Genomic DNA, 15230 nt, shown 5'->3' on the forward strand with positions numbered 1-15230 from the left:
ATAATAATTACATAGCAAGAGAATCCTAAAAGAAAGCGGAAAGTTCGTGAGATGATTAAATACGATAAATTATGGAAGACAATGAAACCCAAAGGCATTTCACAATATGATTTGTATACGCATTATCATATGAACCGTTCTCAACTGAACAGATTAAGACATGATCAGAATGTTGAAGTGAATACCATTGATAAGCTGTGTAATATATTGGATTGTAATGTGGAAGATATTATGACACATTATCCAGATGATAATGTATTTTAGAGAAGATATGAAGTGATGCTTGAAAAAGATGACACCATGCTGAACGATTTCTCCTTTCTTATTTTTATCCCCCATATTGTCAAAAGGTAGTCAAAACTCAATCTAAGAAATGCTTATTTTACGGGGAGTGTGAGGATTTTCCACAGGGTTCGATTCTCTCATCCCCTGTATTAAAAAGTCTTAGAAACTGCGTAAAATCGCTGTTTTAAGGCTTTTTTCTTTTTTCCAAAAAGCAAAGGTAATCAATCATATGTTCGAAACATCTGAAGAAGGAGGAAATCTTGCACAAATGCGTCTCATATGGTAGCAAAAAGACATACTTTGCTAAAAAATTGATTATTTCAAATGATATTTTAAAGATACAAATAAAAAGAAATGCCTTAGCAGATTAATTCATATTCACATAAACATGAAGAATACTGTTAGGACATTTCTTTTTTATCCAGATATTAACACCACGGATTGAAAATGTAATCTTCTCCTGAACGCATCTAAAATAGGTTTATCCATTGTTTCATCATATTTGAAAAGCATATAATTAATAATGTCTGTGTAATTAGTCTCATTGGTCTGTTCTTTGCTTCGCATACAATAAGTATCTAAATTAGTTGTATCTACACTTAAGCCAAGCATTTCACGTATAACATCGACCTGCCAAACTTCAAGTGGAATTTCTAGTTCTCTGCCATCATATGCGTCAATTACTAATCTCACAGATTTAATAGTATCTTTTCTTTCTGCGTACTTTTTTGACATAAATACTCCTCTTCATATTTTACTTTGGTCAGTTCTTCAAGTAAATCTTGATTTTTTAATAATTCTACGAGCTGGAATTTATCTATTTTGTTGCCACAATACAAAGCCAATGATTTTTGGCATCGGCATATGGTTTTATTTCCATAAAACCTGCTTCTTTTAAAGCGGTGATAAGTTGATCGCAATTATAAATCTTCATACCATCAATTATCTTTGTCCATTTATCATCTGAGGCATTCATTCCGTCGCTCTCGTTACAAATCAGGAAGGTTCCTCCGTCTTTCAAAACACGATTTACCTCAGAAAAGCATTTTTTCAGTTCTGGCCAGAAGTAAACAGTCTCAAAAGCTGAGACATGATCAAAATTTGCATCTGGAAATGGGATGGCAGATACATCTCCCTGAACGACCTTGCATTTTCCCTGTTGAATGGCGGCAGCGTTCAATTTTTGAGATTCTGCCACACTAACCTCCGAATAATCCAATCCTGTCACATGGCCCTTCCTGCATTTGTTCAGCCAGACCGCAATGTTTGCACCACCTCCGCAGCCAACATCCAGCACCTCAGCGTCCGGATTTACAGAGATATTCGAGAACCCCCATTGCGATAGCCTGGAGTGGCCGCTGTTCATCATCTTTGTCATCAATTTTCCGCCGAATCCTTGTGGCTTACGGGTATTTTCAAAAAAGCTCATTGAAATATTCCTCCTTCATATTCCGATTGAGATTTCACCTGTTTTAGGAAATTTAATAACTGTTATATTTTGTTATTAAATTCACTGTAAACCTTTGAAAACGCTGGATTTGTCGCAGGTGAGCTTTCCCTTATTGTTTCCCTTGTGTTATATCTTCCCATATAAGTTTACGAACTCTGATAATGGAAAATACAAGGGCAAAAAAAATCTGATAACACATTATAACATAAAATGAAAATGACATGGTGAACTGATTGAAATGCTTCTATATTTTTATTGATTTGAAGGAGACACAACATGAATACCATTTACGCAAAATACAACATGTATCACAACAGCATTGACATTTATACATCTGCCGGATATATGTTACGCATTGACTGTAATAAGACAGAGGATGGACTAAAAGCCACTCCTCGCTCACAGTATTCGTTATATGCACTTGCTGCTTTCCAATGGGGCAGTGGAATCAATAATCTGTCTTCCGATTACTTTTTCAATCTCTAAATAGTTCATAGCAATATCTCCTCATATTTACTCAAGAACCAATAACAGTGCCATTTTGAACTGCTTTGTTGCACTTACTGAGTGCTTTCCAAACTTATCAAACTTAAAAGTTTCTCCTGCGTGGATTACCTGCTCCTGTCCCTCATATCCAATCACAGCCTCTCCATCAAGTGCCATCACAAGGGCTTCTCCCGGAGCTGCATGCTCTGAAAGACCTGTTCCTGCATCAAAACTCATAACAACAAATTTCATCTTGTCATTATGCGCCAAATCCATATTTACAATCTTTCCTTCCTGATATGGAAGTAACTCTGCTAACTTAAATACTTCTCCCGCCTTGATTACCTCGTTCATAATAGTCTCCTTTCGAAATTCAATCTCTTTATATATAGAATCTTTTATTGCACTAACTCCAACCGACCGTTGAATAGGTGTTAGAATACTTTCTCCAGGCAAAAAATTGATATCCCTGTGCCATTCTCATGATAGATTTGCTTCGAGATGGTACACCCTGGCACTGTTCTGTTTTCTCTTACAAAATCTATAATTTTTCCAGCTTGTTCTTTCATCGTTACCACCTCTCTTTCTCTTCTTTACATCTATTATTTTATCCATAGACCTCTTGTTTTTCTGTTGCTGTAGCAACAATATCGATGATATGATAAAATTTCATTTGAAAGGATGGTAATAAGCATATGAAGAAACTAGATGATTATCAGAAGTATCTTCCGATACTATCGAAAGCAAAGCTATTTGAAGGAATTCCTCTTGAACACTATCCGCAAATTTTCAACTTCCTCCAGGCCTCAATTCTCTCTTTTGAAAAAGACGAATTAATTCAACACCTAGGAGAACCTTTGTTATATTCCGGAATTGTGCTTGATGGAACAGTTGAAGGATCATTTATCAATGAAAACTACAGCAAAATCAATATGAATCATTTTGAACGTGGTCGATCATTTGCAGAAGCCCTGGCATGCGTGCAAACACCATACAGTCCAATACAGCTAAAAGCATTGACTAACTGCACCATTATGTTAATTAATCTTAAAGGTATTATAAGCGGTTCTTCCTGTCCATGCTCTTACCAACTGAATTTAACCACTAACATGCTCAAAATACTTGCCTCACAAAATGTTTTTTCAAATCTAAAACTAAGAATTGCAAATCAGAAATCTTTAAGAGATCGAATTCTAATCTATTTGCATAGTTTAGCGCCAGACTCAGAAGGGTATCTCCATGTTCCCTTTACACAGACAGCACTTGCAGAATTCTTAGGTGTAAACCGAAGTGCACTGTCCAGAGAACTTGGTCGTATGCAAGATGAAAATCTTATAGAAGTTAACGATAAAAAAATGAAACTTTTACTATAGAAAAAAGGGGATGCGCCCATCCCCTTTGCCACATACGCTGTATGCGATTTCACAACAATTTTATTCCAATGCCTCTTCCAGCACTGATTTCAGTGTTTCAGCTGATTTGTGTAATGCCTTGATTTCATCTTCAGATAGTGAAATGGGAACCTTTGATATAAATCCTTCTGCACCTACAATACTTGGCATAGACAGAACTACATCCTTGATTCCGTATTCTCCATCCATCATTGTTGAAATTGGAAGTATCGAACGTTCATCTCTGATTATAGCTTCACATATTCTCTTTACCGACATTGCTATTCCATAATAAGTAGCACCCTTCCTTTGAATAATTTCATAGGCGCTGTTTTTTACTTTCTCCGCAATTTCTGACGTAGCTCCTTCATGGTCATGATGCCCTCTCATCTCGCAGAAATCATGGAGTGGAATACCTGACACGTTGGCACTTGACCAAGCGGCAATCTCACTGTCTCCATGTTCTCCAACAATAAACGCATGAACACTTCGACTATCTACTTCCAGATGCTCCCCGAGACGTTCTTTTAGTCTTGCTGTATCCAGAACCGTTCCTGATCCAATCACACGATTCGGTGCATATCCTTGCCCTCCTTATTGTTCAAAATGCTCTTTTGCAAACTGCATATCCTGTACTACTTCAACCGTTCCAAGATAATTGCCTTTCTTATCTCTTACTGCCATATATGTTACAAGGAATGGTTTTCCATTCTTCTCCATCCAAACTGGAACTCTGTCACGCTTATTATTTCTAAAATCATCTAAAATTGCTCGCACCATCGGTTCTATCTTAGGTGGATGGCAAGAAAATACTTCCCTGTCAATCGCCATCTGAGGGCGTTTGAACACCTTTGGTCCTTCGTTGAAGAAGCGATTGATATTATTATCATCCACAAATGTAATCTCGATAGGCAATGTATTGAGAAGTGCTTCCAGCTGTGGAACTGTCATATGACCACCACTTAATATGATTTCTCCATCGCTTAGATCCGCCTCTGTTCTTGCTTTTTTATCAGCACTATATTTTTCTGCCTCATCCCAGATCATTTCTACTCCAAACACAGGTGCATAGTCCTTAGCATCCTCGTAAATGCCATACCACTCTTCCCTGCTGAAATTCACTGCGCAGATAGGGTATAAAATATTATTTTCTTTATAGATCATCTCATCTGCTCGTTTGAGAACTGTCTGAAGTCGGTTCATCCATTCTTCATCATAATCTGATATTTTATCAAGTGCAGCTAGCTCATCACGAATTTCATCATCCACTGTCCACATCACATCCGAAGGTCCTGAGATCTCATAGCGTACCTTTAATACCGGATAGACAAGATCTCCTTTTTCTGCATAATGAATAGAAATCTGTCGAAGCTCAGATAGCTTCTCTCCTACATCATTCCCAGACTCAATATCTCCTTGAATTTCATGAATCAATGCGGCTATCTTCTCGTTTTCAAGAGCCCATCGATACATCGGATGTCCAACAGTTTCTCTAAGAGTCTTTGCTGCAGCATGCTTCTGATTGTATGCATCCGGCATCAGTTTCTTAGATGTCTCCTCTTTCTTAAGCGACTCTTCTACTGCTTTTTCTGCATTTGCAATCTTTTCTTCCTTTGTTGCACCGTGAAATAAGGCACTGTGAACATCGCACAATTTCTGCACTTCTGTGATTGGTGTGCCTTCCTTAATTAGCTCCTGCTCAGCTTTCATAATTTCAGATGCCTCTACCTCTGAAAAATTCTCTACGAAGTCTTTGCGCACACTCTCTAAGTCTTCGCCTTCTCCAAGTCGCTTTAAATAGCTCTTTATCTTTTCTCTTGTATTTTCCTGAAAAGCCCCATCTTCACTGCTGGTCTCGTCTCCTGCATTATTCTTTCCAAGTGCAAAGATATTTGGCATCTTCCCAATAAGTTCAAACCCATTACTCATAAGTGCCGGCACAACCTTCATCATGGATATGTTTCTCATCTTAGCTCCCTTTGGAATTGTTGTGATGCGTCCCACAGAGTTAAGCATTGCAGGCTTTGTAATCTCTGAAAATCCTAAATCCTTTAAAACATCTACAAGCTCAGGATATTCCTGAACCAATTCAAATACTGGTTTGTTTAAGTCTAATTTCTTTGCCATATAAACATCCACACCTTTCTATCTTTCCTTGTTACAAAATAGAATAACCTAAATTCCCTAAAATAATCTGTTGTTCCAGCAACATTTCTCAATGTCTCTGTTGTGTGTCCAGCACCTCCGACAATAATATTTTTCTTTGCCACTTCGTTCTGAATGGCTTCAGCAAGAATATCACCACCGGCTATAATGCTTCCTCCAAATAAAACCATTACATCAGCCTGATTGATTCCAATTTTTTTCTAATACATTTTGTGTAAATTCTTCTATATCACGCTTGCCACAAAATTCTCCCAAAATATTAATTGCTTTTGCTTTTTACATAACTCACCTCATAAAATTCCGATTTTCATTTTCACCAATTGGAAGTTAGCTATTTTTTCATTCCTTGCTTTGTAAAATGCTTATGCAACAAAAATTCTGTCGGAATAATTGTAAGCACCATAATTCCTAATTGTAAAAACACCAAATAAACAGAAATCATTTCAAAGTTTGTATTATCTTTCGTTAAAATCAAAATAAAAATCGATAGTATCACCAGAATGATTCCTAAAACAAAGTTTATCCAGCCCCAACACCTGTGTGCATATCTCCATGTTTCATCATTCATCCTTGACATAGTAGTTCGATATCCCGAACTCCCCTGCCGATCTTTAGGAGAGTTATCTTTCCACGTATATCCCAATATAATCATAGGTAACGGTACTAAAAGTGAACACACAGATAAAAATATAAACATTATAGAGACCTCCTCTCAACTTCTGATTAATTTGCTCTAAAGACTGAAGTTGTCATCAAATAAACCCTACCCATATTCCAACCGCTATAAGTATCATACCTAATATTCTTCCGATATATCTCGCCTTTTTATTTCCAAATAAAGCAGTTGTTTCTGGAGTAGTAAATGGAAGCACAACAACTGTAACCCCCATTACTATAATTCCACTTCCAATCATGCAATTGCGGCTTAACACAACACCATAAAACATAGCTAAAAACCCTAAAATAATGCCCGAAATGAAATACTTAATTTTATGTCTATCTTTTTCAATTATCTTTCTATAGCTGTTTTCTCACTCACTGCTACAACATTCCAAATTACTATCTAATTCTTTGCCACAATATCTACATTTTTTCTGTTTTTTACATACAAGCTGGAAATTGTTACTTTCTGCATAGCGTGTTGCTTAAAATGATAATTACCACAACATCAACCAAAATAATTCCCGATGCAATATATACAAAAAATGCAGGTAAAATATTTTCAAACAAGCCCATTGTTAATAGAAGAATTGCTATAATAGACATTCCAATTCCCATTGTTCTGCATAACTTCTTTTCATTATATTTTTCCTTTTCTTCTTTTGAAGCTGTATTATATCCAGAAATGAACCAGCTTCCGTGTCCAGAAAGTAAAATAATAGAAAGTACAGCAAATATCACAAAGACAATCCACACTGTCCAATCAGAACCTGTTGCTAAATCTGATAATTTCATTTACAGTCTCCTCCTTAAATTCTGTTTTATTACTCATATGATATCATATTTTTCTTCAATTACATCCACCTAATTTTAATACATTGCCATTCGGCTTGCTTCTGTAACCAGCATTCGGTGGATTTTCTCCTGCATTTTTTCCATTCCTTTTGAATCCCGGGCAGAGAATCATTCCATTGCTCTCTGTCAGGACATTATTCTTAAAATCAGGCTCAAAATGGGCAATTCCAGTTTCGCAGGCTACCTATATATAGCCTTTTCATTTTTGCTTGCAAAAAGCCTGATTTTTCAACAAATATCAGCATTTTAGGGGATAGAGTCTTGCAATTCGATTCTCTTATCTTCTGTCAATTTTTCCACAAAAAAAGAGCTACACCTTTTTGCCAAGATGCAACTCTTTATTTCATGATACCTTGCTTTTTTTGATTCTCTGTACGGTTCATAGTTTGTGTTCTTCCTCTGTCCTATCTATAATAAATTCCATAACGAAACATTGAACCATAAAATTCTACAGATTCCTTAAACCAATTGTTTAACCATTTTTTCATTTTGCTCATTATTTTTTACCTCCTTTTTCTTTACACTTGCATTATAGTTTTTTTTGCGATATTTTTCCCACCTACCTTTCACTCATTTATTATCTTCTGGCTTTTCAGATAATAATAAATCCCATCATCTGTCACGCTTTCACAAATATCAGTCGCAATTTCTTTCACTTTTTCAGCCGCGTTTCCCATTGCAATCCCTTTTCCAACGGATAGTAACATATCAATATCATTTTCTCCATCTCCAAACGCAATGGCTTCTTCCTTTGAGAATTTGTAATGTGCAAGAACCTGTTCAATCGCAGCTCCTTTTCCACCTTCTTTTGGAATAATATCTATGGCTCTATCCCACCACGCTGCTAATTTGGCATTTTTCGTTCCCTTTAATATATACTTACGTTCTTCTAAGTCACATCCCAACATAATTTAAAACACATCTTTGTCCACATATTCTTCGAATTTCTCGGATACATTCACCCTATGATGTGCAATCGCAAAATAATCTTCTAATTCTTTATCGCTTCCATTTGCAACAATCTCTTCCGCTGTTGCAATAGAAACAGGTCTTTCCATTCTCTTTGCATTTTCAATAATTATTTCTATATCTTCTTTCGGAATAGGACATTTTGCCACTACCTGATTACCTGCAACGCAGAAAGATCCATTAAATGCCAAAATCGCATCAAATACAACTCCCTCAAACATTGGTATGGTAGCAAACGAACGCCCTGTTGCGATACATATTTTTATACCATTTTGTTTTAATGAACATAACGCCTTCCTCGTATTCGGTGTTATCTCTGTTTTTCCCATCTCCAACAATGTTCCATCAATATCAAAAAAAATAATTTTTACCTGATTCATTTCTTTTCTACTCCCTTATGCAACGAATTACTCTACATGGATTGCTAGCCGCAACATTATTTTTACCGATTGTAACTCCCGGCAAGAGAATGCTACCACTTCCAATCCAAACATTATCCTTTCATAAAAGATATGTTTTGTTCTTGATTATCATCATACTGCAATTTTAAAGAATAAAATATCTTTTTAATGCCTTTATATATCACTATTCCGCCATTTTTTTCGATATTCCATTGGTGTCATCCCCATATGTTCTCGAAAAGTCTTTCCGAAAAAGCTACTGCTTCCTAATCCGCACTCCTGACTGATTGCAGAAATAGTATCTTTGCTATGTACTAACATATAGCAGGCTTTTTGCAGCCGATAGTTTGTAATATATTCTATCGGCGTCATGTGAAGACACTCTTGAAAAACTCGAAAACAGTCTCTCTCACTTATGTAGCCAACTTTTGCAAGATCAGAAACAGTAATTTTATCTGCAAAATTTTCATGAACATAAACCATCATCAATTTTATTCTGTCGTTCGCTCTCGTACTAGTTTTCTTTTTTTCAATCACAGAAAATGACATTTTGAAAAGTGATAGCCAAATTTCAGTTAATCGCTCACGCAGTTTTAGTTCATATCCAAATTCCTTTTCTGATAAATTAAATGCATTCCTTATAAGATCTAATATTTCTTTTTGTTCCAAATTATTAGAATATAATGGAATCATATCCAATTCTCCAGATGTGATAATTGGCATAATATATTTTTTCACAATTATATTTCCTGTTTCACCGCCAATAAATGATGGATCAAAAATATGAATTAGCTGTACCGTATTGTCTTCTTGTGGCTTCGTTGTATGAAGAACATTAGAATTAACCATGCCTCCTGAGCCTTGTGGAAAAATATAATGTCCGTTAGGCGTACGGTATTCCAGGTTTCCTTGCTCTACATAAAACACTTCTACGCTTTTATGCCAATGCCATGGAATACTATCTTCTGCATATTGATTTAATTCTACACGAGAAGCGATATACGGAAAATTTGATTCAAAATTGGGTAATTCTTCTTCTCTGCTTCCTTCTATAAAATCTATTCCTCTAACAATTTTCACCTCATTCGCCCCCCTTTATACATTTGAAATATACAGTTACGCAAAGCTTCTTTGACAGGTGCTTTTCTCTATAAATTCCGTTTTTTATTTTTATAATATCATATTCTTCCTTTGATTTCATTCTTTCAAATTCTTTCAAAATCCGTAATACCAATTGTCATAAACAGAAAAGAGCGTTATAATAAAAACAATTTGAAATCAAAGAAATAAGTTGGAATTTCTAAACACAAGGAGAAAAAATGAGTACAAAAGTTGAAAAAGCATTAGAACTACATGACAAAGGGTATAACTGTGCACAGGCTGTAGCCTGTTCTTTCTGTGAGGAATTTGGTGTAGACCAGGAAACAATGTTTAAAATCTCTGAGGGATTCGGATTTGGCATGGGCATGATGGACATGTGCGGAGCTGTAACTGGAATGATGATGGTTATTGGAATGGATAACAGCATTGGAAATCTTGAAAATGGAAAATCTACTAAAGCAGATACCTATAAGAAAACAAAGCAATTTGCAGAAAAATTCCGCCAAAAGAACGGAACCTATTATTGTCGTGACTTAAAGGGAGTCTCTGGAAAGGGGAAAGTTGTCCCATGTCCTCAGTGTATTGCAGATGCTGTTGAACTGACAGAGATGTATTTAGAGAGTGTAAAATAAAGTCGCTAAATAACAATTGGGAGCTATGCTCCCATTATTTATTTCTCCCTGATTTCTTGAGGTCTCCTCATCCACCAATCTTCTCTTCCAGTTGTAACAATCGATTGTTCAGTACTGTATAATAAGCGCTTTCTCTGTTTTCAGCCAAAATCATCGTAATATTCGCCGCAACTGCAAGATCTACCAGAAAGTTATCTTCTGTTCCTGCTGTTTCCTGACTGAGAAGCAGCTTCTTCCCTTCATTCTGTTCTTCTAATATTCTTTCAAACAGTTTCGTAAGAATCGTACTCTCGTCTACCTTAATTTCTTTTATCTTTTCTATCTCAATTTCTTCTTTTCTGACCAACTGCGGCATACTTGGATGTACTGCACGTACACCTCCAAGATACCTGTAAAGCGGAATTTTTTCTGCAGCCGCTGCTGCCCGCGCCACTGCAAGTGATATTGCAAAGGATGTCTGTTCATTTCCGTTTTCTTTCAGAATTGTATCAATCTTTCTTTGTTCAAATACATTTTCACCGATTATTTCCGGTGCAATCTGACTGTTAAGCAATTCGATTTTTCCTTCGATATCCATCTGCTGTTTTTCTGTCTGCTCTTTTTTATTATAATTTTTTCCTGCCACAGATGCTTTTCCTATGATTTCTCCTCCTGCCAGAACTTCTACTTCAATGGCCGGATTTCCGGCGAAATCAAGAATTTCTCTTGCATAAACATCACGGATTTCTACTGCAAGATCCAGCTTATTTCTAACTTCTGGTTCCACACTCTAAAACCTCCTTTTCAGTGCTTTTCGTTCTATTTTGGTATGCTGTTTTCGTACTTTGCTTAATTTCAGTATTTCCTTTTTTGGATAACTTCATGCGTTGACTTTTCACTTTTCAGCGCTTACAATCATATGTACAAACATTTATGACAGCTTTTTATAGCGGATGTTGCACACGAAAGCTATCATTTTTCTTTTGGGGAGGAATTTATTTATGTTAGACAAGGGGAAGCATTTTCTTTTACTGACAGTCAGCACACTGATCATGGCGATCGGTACCTACTTTTTCAAGTTCACGAATAACTTTACCTTTGGCGGTATCACCGGTCTTGCTGTTCTTATTGCAAAGACAGGACTTATGACAGCCGGTGATTTCAACTTTGTTGCCAGTATGACGCTTCTGGTGATCGGAATGATTGTTCTTGGTAAGAAATTCGCAGCTAAGACAGCTTATTGCAGTATTCTGCTCTCGGTAACGCTTTCTTTTCTGGAGCGCGTCTGCCCGATGAAAGCTCCTTTGACAGACCAGCCGATGCTGGAGCTTTGTTTTGCGATTGCACTTCCTGCTCTTGGCTCTGCCATTTTGTTCAACATTGGCAGTTCCAGTGGCGGTACAGATATTATTGCTATGATTTTAAAAAAATATTCCAGCTTCAATATCGGACCGGCTCTTATGCTTTCTGATCTGTTGATCACTATTGCCGGATTCTTTATCTTCGATATCAAAACTGGATTATATTCTTTGCTCGGACTTACGATTCGTTCTTTCATGGTAGACACCTTTATCGAGAACTTCAATTTGTCCAAATATTTTAATGTTGTATGTGACAACCCGGAACCGATCTGTAATTTCATCGTTCATGAGCTGAACCGCAGTGCCAGCGTCTTTCACGCAACGGGTGCTTATTCCGGTCAGGACAAATCGATCGTCCTGACTGCGCTCAACCGTACCCAGGCTGTCCGCCTGCGTAATTTCATCAAGATTACTGATCCAAAGGCGTTTATTCTGATCTCTAATACAAGTGAGATTATCGGAAAAGGATTCCACAGTATCTGATCAACTCTGTTTGATCAGATACTGTGAGTGGGGCATTCTAATGAAATAAATGATCTCCGATCCGTGTTCCGTAACCGCCTACACTGAAATACAGACAATCTCCAATCGGATTGCTTCCTGCAAGCGCATCTTCTGCCGCCTGCATCGCAGCCTCTGTATAGCCCTGGTTTGCTCTTACGCGGTCAAGCCATCCAGACATTGCCGGTGAGAACTGACCGGACTGGTAGATTACTTCTTCCATCGTATCCGGATAAGAGGAACTCTTGATACGGTTCATTACAACCGCTCCAACCGCAACCTGTCCTTCATACGGCTGGTTTCCCGCTTCACAGAAGATCAGGGATGCCAGCAGTTCTTTTTCTGCCTGCTGTGCAGCCTCCGCTTCTGCCTGTGCCGCTGCTGCCGCTTCTGCTTCTGCCTTCTCTCTGGCGATCCGTTCTGCTTCTTCCGCCGCACGTCTCTCTTCTTCCAGCTTTGCTTCATAAGCTATCTTCGCTTCAACTGCCGCGATCTTCACATTCTCGATCATCCCTGACTGCACATCGATCACTTCCTTTGATACACACCAGTCAGTACCTGCATTCCCGGCAGACTGCGTGTCGTCTAAAGTTTCTTCCTGATCCGATGGCTCCGTTGACACTTCTGATTCTACAGCACTCTGCTCCTGTGCTTCCGTGGAACTTGCAAATCCCGTCAGCATGACCGCACTCATCATTGCTGTATACATCGCCAGAAACATCCTTTTATTTTTATTAAATTTCATATACCCTCCTAACAATTTTGTTGCATAATTTTTACCATTTAATTGCTATTCTTTATTAATACTATGCATTATTTTCATTTTTATTACATTTATTACAAAAATGTTACGAGCGATATATTATCATAAAAATGTGTGCATGTCAACTTTTTTATTTCATGCAGAAAATCCGATCCTTTTTTCTACTAAAATACAGCTCCTGTAAAAGTCTCAACTTCCTACAAGAACTGTATCTCTCAACATCATTTTATCTCATTTTTTACAATGTCACGATTTCTCCATCTTCATCCCAGAGATCATGCCAGTCTTTTGCTCCATGCCACAAGAACACCTGTCCTTTTACAAGGCGGTTTCCTTTTTCGAGGGTTGCGATCTTTGCCATCTCTTCTTCTGTCAGCGGATCTTCTGTCATTGCTTTTAAGTTGCTTACATAATTGTGAAGTGAGAATGGAATTGCAATCTCGCCTCTCTGTCTTGCCCATTTCAGTGCAATGATCGCCGGGTGACAGTTATGAGCCTTCGCAATCTCCTGCATAACCGGAGTCTGCAGATCTGCTACATCTTCCGGACACATGTCTCTCTCCGGTCTCATCGGAGAACCGATTGGCATATACCCTACCGGCTGGATATCGTGTGCTACGAGGTAATCGTAAAGTTCCTGTTGCTGGAAGCAAGGATGGATCTCGAGTTCACAGGCAACCGGTTTGATCTTCATCAATGGAAGTACTGCTTCGAGTTTCGGAATCGTCATATTGGAGATTCCGATGAATCTTGTCAGTCCGTCTTCGACGAGTTTTTCACACTGTCTGTATGTATTCATGAATTCTTCCACACTGAATGGTTTAGAATCCGGATTTCTTGACTCTACATCGCATTTTGGTGCATGGTAATTCGGGAATGGCCAGTGAATATAATACATATCCACATAATCACACTGGAGATCTGCGATACTTTTCTTGCAAGCTTCTTCGACATGTTCGTGCATATCGTTCCATACTTTTGTCATAATAAAGAGATCTTTACGTTCTACGATTCCCTCATCAAATGCATTTTTAAATACTTTACCGATCTCCGGTTCATTTCCGTAGCATGCGGCACAATCGAACATGCGGTATCCGCTTTTGATTGCTCCGTCTACTGCTTCAGCAATCTGATCTGCTGTAAATCTGTCGGAACCAAAGGTTCCCATTCCAATACATGGTGCTTCATCACCTGTGTAGAATTTTACTTTTGGCACATCTGCCGGATTAATAAATTCACCCATGATAATTCTCCTTTTATCTAATCTAACCGATCTTCTCAATCTCCACCTGTGGATAGATCTTTTCCATATCTTCTTTTACGAAGAATCCTGTTTCTTCTCTGAGTGCTGCTGCCGCTGAAATCGCACTTGCTTTCTTCAATGTCTCTTCAACCGAAAGTCCTTCGCTAAGTCCAAGGGCGAACCCGGCGATCATGGAATCTCCGCATCCTACTGTGTTTACCGCATCGATCTTCGGCACACGTGCGCGAAAGATTCCGTCGTCACATACGACAAAGGAACCGTCTCCACCGAGTGACACTGCTACGATCTCGACTCCATCTGCATGAATCTGTTTTGCCGCATCTACCATGTCCAGGAAGTTGTCGCAGCTTTTTCCTGTCAACATACGGATCTCATCAATGTTTGGCTTGATCATCGTCGGCTTTGCCTCGATTCCCATCTCAAGCAGTTTTCCACTTGTATCAAGGATGACTTTCTTTCCTGCCTCTTTGCAGATTCTTACAAGACGCTGATAAGCTGTTCCGTCAAGTCCTTTTGGAACACTTCCTGACATAGCAACAACATCTGCTTTCTTCACCAGTTCTGTGAAATGTTTTTCGAATCCCTTAAATTCTTCCTCAGATACCGTGAATCCCGGCTCAAGAAATTCTGTCTGCACGTGATTGACTTCATCCCAGATGTTGATACAGGATCGGCTCTCTTCTTCCAGATGATAGAATTCGCTCTTGATTCCAAATGGTTTCAGTGCGTCTTCGATATAATTTCCTGCATGACCTCCGACAAATCCTGTTGCGACCACTTCCGCTCCTGCGATAGATGCCGGCTTGGATACATTTAACCCTTTTCCACCTGGCGTGTACGCACATTCTTTCACACGGTTGACTTCACCGACCTGATAGCCTTCCACAACATATCTTTTGTCGATTGCTGCATTTAATGTTACTGTAAGTATCATATTCGGTACAGAGCTTTGACACATCAAAGCTC

18 protein-coding genes and 3 pseudogenes are annotated in these 15230 nt (G+C 38.2%); 5 read left to right on the plus strand and 16 right to left on the minus strand.

The genetic code is table 11. From position 1 onward, the window contains the following. Positions 1-51 precede the first annotated feature (51 nt). Positions 52-264: a helix-turn-helix domain-containing protein gene (locus ACZ47Z_RS12150; RefSeq protein WP_054751631.1), complete on the plus strand. Its 213-nt coding sequence runs from the start codon at positions 52-54 to the stop codon at positions 262-264. A 438-nt stretch (positions 265-702) separates the two neighbouring features. Here ACZ47Z_RS12150 and ACZ47Z_RS12155 read toward each other — a convergent pair whose 3' ends face one another. Together ACZ47Z_RS12155 and ACZ47Z_RS12160 are read right to left on the minus strand one after the other, a co-directional pair. Then, positions 703-1020, minus strand: a complete 318-nt coding sequence (locus tag ACZ47Z_RS12155) for a hypothetical protein (RefSeq protein ID WP_054751629.1) — start codon at positions 1018-1020, stop codon at positions 703-705. A gap of 82 nt (positions 1021-1102) precedes the next feature. Further along, a complete protein-coding gene (locus ACZ47Z_RS12160; RefSeq protein ID WP_117568543.1) occupies positions 1103-1714 on the minus strand; it encodes a class I SAM-dependent methyltransferase in 612 nt (203 codons plus the stop codon). A 297-nt stretch (positions 1715-2011) separates the two neighbouring features. On the opposite strand from ACZ47Z_RS12160, the gene ACZ47Z_RS12165 reads away from it, so the two are divergent. Continuing rightward, complete coding sequence (locus ACZ47Z_RS12165) at positions 2012-2221, plus strand: hypothetical protein (protein ID WP_054751623.1); 210 nt, start codon at positions 2012-2014, stop codon at positions 2219-2221. Positions 2222-2248: 27 nt separating this feature from the next. Here ACZ47Z_RS12165 and ACZ47Z_RS12170 read toward each other — a convergent pair whose 3' ends face one another. Next, positions 2249-2575: a cupin domain-containing protein gene (locus ACZ47Z_RS12170; protein WP_009244745.1), complete on the minus strand. Its 327-nt coding sequence runs from the start codon at positions 2573-2575 to the stop codon at positions 2249-2251. Positions 2576-2916: 341 nt separating this feature from the next. Between ACZ47Z_RS12170 and ACZ47Z_RS12175 the strand changes: the two genes are divergently transcribed. Next, positions 2917-3594 carry a Crp/Fnr family transcriptional regulator gene (locus tag ACZ47Z_RS12175; RefSeq protein ID WP_004613243.1) on the plus strand — a complete coding sequence of 226 codons (678 nt, stop codon included), beginning with the start codon at positions 2917-2919 and terminating at the stop codon, positions 3592-3594. Positions 3595-3654: 60 nt separating this feature from the next. Here ACZ47Z_RS12175 and ACZ47Z_RS12180 read toward each other — a convergent pair. From ACZ47Z_RS12180 to ACZ47Z_RS12220, 9 genes and pseudogenes are all read right to left on the minus strand, one after another. After that, positions 3655-4197: pseudogene (locus tag ACZ47Z_RS12180) on the minus strand (Rossmann-fold NAD(P)-binding domain-containing protein); the annotation flags it as partial. A 9-nt stretch (positions 4198-4206) separates the two neighbouring features. Then, positions 4207-5739: a DUF438 domain-containing protein gene (locus tag ACZ47Z_RS12185; RefSeq protein ID WP_054751821.1), complete on the minus strand. Its 1533-nt coding sequence runs from the start codon at positions 5737-5739 to the stop codon at positions 4207-4209. Further along, positions 5724-5948, minus strand: a complete 225-nt coding sequence (locus ACZ47Z_RS12190; protein ID WP_054751620.1) for a hypothetical protein — start codon at positions 5946-5948, stop codon at positions 5724-5726. The genes ACZ47Z_RS12185 and ACZ47Z_RS12190 overlap by 16 nt, the downstream gene beginning before the upstream one ends. Before the next feature lie 161 nt (positions 5949-6109). Then, positions 6110-6475, minus strand: a complete 366-nt coding sequence (locus ACZ47Z_RS12195) for an SdpI family protein (RefSeq protein ID WP_117568540.1) — start codon at positions 6473-6475, stop codon at positions 6110-6112. Between the two features lie 55 nt (positions 6476-6530). Continuing rightward, positions 6531-6668: a hypothetical protein gene (locus ACZ47Z_RS12200; protein ID WP_270376265.1), complete on the minus strand. Its 138-nt coding sequence runs from the start codon at positions 6666-6668 to the stop codon at positions 6531-6533. A gap of 232 nt (positions 6669-6900) precedes the next feature. Continuing rightward, positions 6901-7233 carry a DUF3784 domain-containing protein gene (locus ACZ47Z_RS12205; protein ID WP_054751616.1) on the minus strand — a complete coding sequence of 111 codons (333 nt, stop codon included), beginning with the start codon at positions 7231-7233 and terminating at the stop codon, positions 6901-6903. Positions 7234-7859: 626 nt separating this feature from the next. After that, a pseudogene (locus ACZ47Z_RS12210) lies at positions 7860-8642 on the minus strand (Cof-type HAD-IIB family hydrolase). 7 nt (positions 8643-8649) lie between these two features. After that, a pseudogene (locus ACZ47Z_RS12215) lies at positions 8650-8754 on the minus strand (hypothetical protein); the annotation flags it as partial. An 83-nt stretch (positions 8755-8837) separates the two neighbouring features. Further along, on the minus strand, positions 8838-9743 hold the full coding sequence (locus ACZ47Z_RS12220; protein WP_464525601.1) for an AraC family transcriptional regulator: 906 nt from the start codon (positions 9741-9743) through the stop codon (positions 8838-8840). A gap of 239 nt (positions 9744-9982) precedes the next feature. On the opposite strand from ACZ47Z_RS12220, the gene ACZ47Z_RS12225 reads away from it, so the two are divergent. Next, positions 9983-10396 (plus strand): C-GCAxxG-C-C family protein, encoded by a 414-nt coding sequence (locus ACZ47Z_RS12225; RefSeq protein WP_054751614.1) that lies wholly within the window; start codon positions 9983-9985, stop codon positions 10394-10396. 67 nt (positions 10397-10463) lie between these two features. Here the strand turns inward: ACZ47Z_RS12225 and ACZ47Z_RS12230 are convergent, their stop codons facing one another. Continuing rightward, complete coding sequence (locus ACZ47Z_RS12230) at positions 10464-11162, minus strand: phosphopyruvate hydratase family protein (protein WP_054751613.1); 699 nt, start codon at positions 11160-11162, stop codon at positions 10464-10466. Between the two features lie 214 nt (positions 11163-11376). Here ACZ47Z_RS12230 and ACZ47Z_RS12235 point away from each other — a divergent pair, with 214 nt between their 5' ends. Then, on the plus strand, positions 11377-12219 hold the full coding sequence (locus ACZ47Z_RS12235; protein WP_464525602.1) for a YitT family protein: 843 nt from the start codon (positions 11377-11379) through the stop codon (positions 12217-12219). A 37-nt stretch (positions 12220-12256) separates the two neighbouring features. Here the strand turns inward: ACZ47Z_RS12235 and ACZ47Z_RS12240 are convergent, their stop codons facing one another. The 3 genes from ACZ47Z_RS12240 to pfkB form a co-directional block, all read right to left on the minus strand. Next, positions 12257-12982 carry a cell wall hydrolase gene (locus ACZ47Z_RS12240; protein ID WP_054751610.1) on the minus strand — a complete coding sequence of 242 codons (726 nt, stop codon included), beginning with the start codon at positions 12980-12982 and terminating at the stop codon, positions 12257-12259. A gap of 256 nt (positions 12983-13238) precedes the next feature. Then, the gene (locus tag ACZ47Z_RS12245) at positions 13239-14243 is read right to left on the minus strand and encodes an aldo/keto reductase (protein ID WP_015528207.1); all 1005 of its coding nucleotides are present in this window, start codon (positions 14241-14243) and stop codon (positions 13239-13241) included. 22 nt (positions 14244-14265) lie between these two features. After that, entirely contained in the window at positions 14266-15198 is a 933-nt protein-coding gene (pfkB, locus tag ACZ47Z_RS12250; RefSeq protein ID WP_464526058.1) for a 1-phosphofructokinase, read from the minus strand. Positions 15199-15230 lie beyond the last annotated feature (32 nt).

This window comes from Mediterraneibacter faecis, from assembly GCF_055383675.1.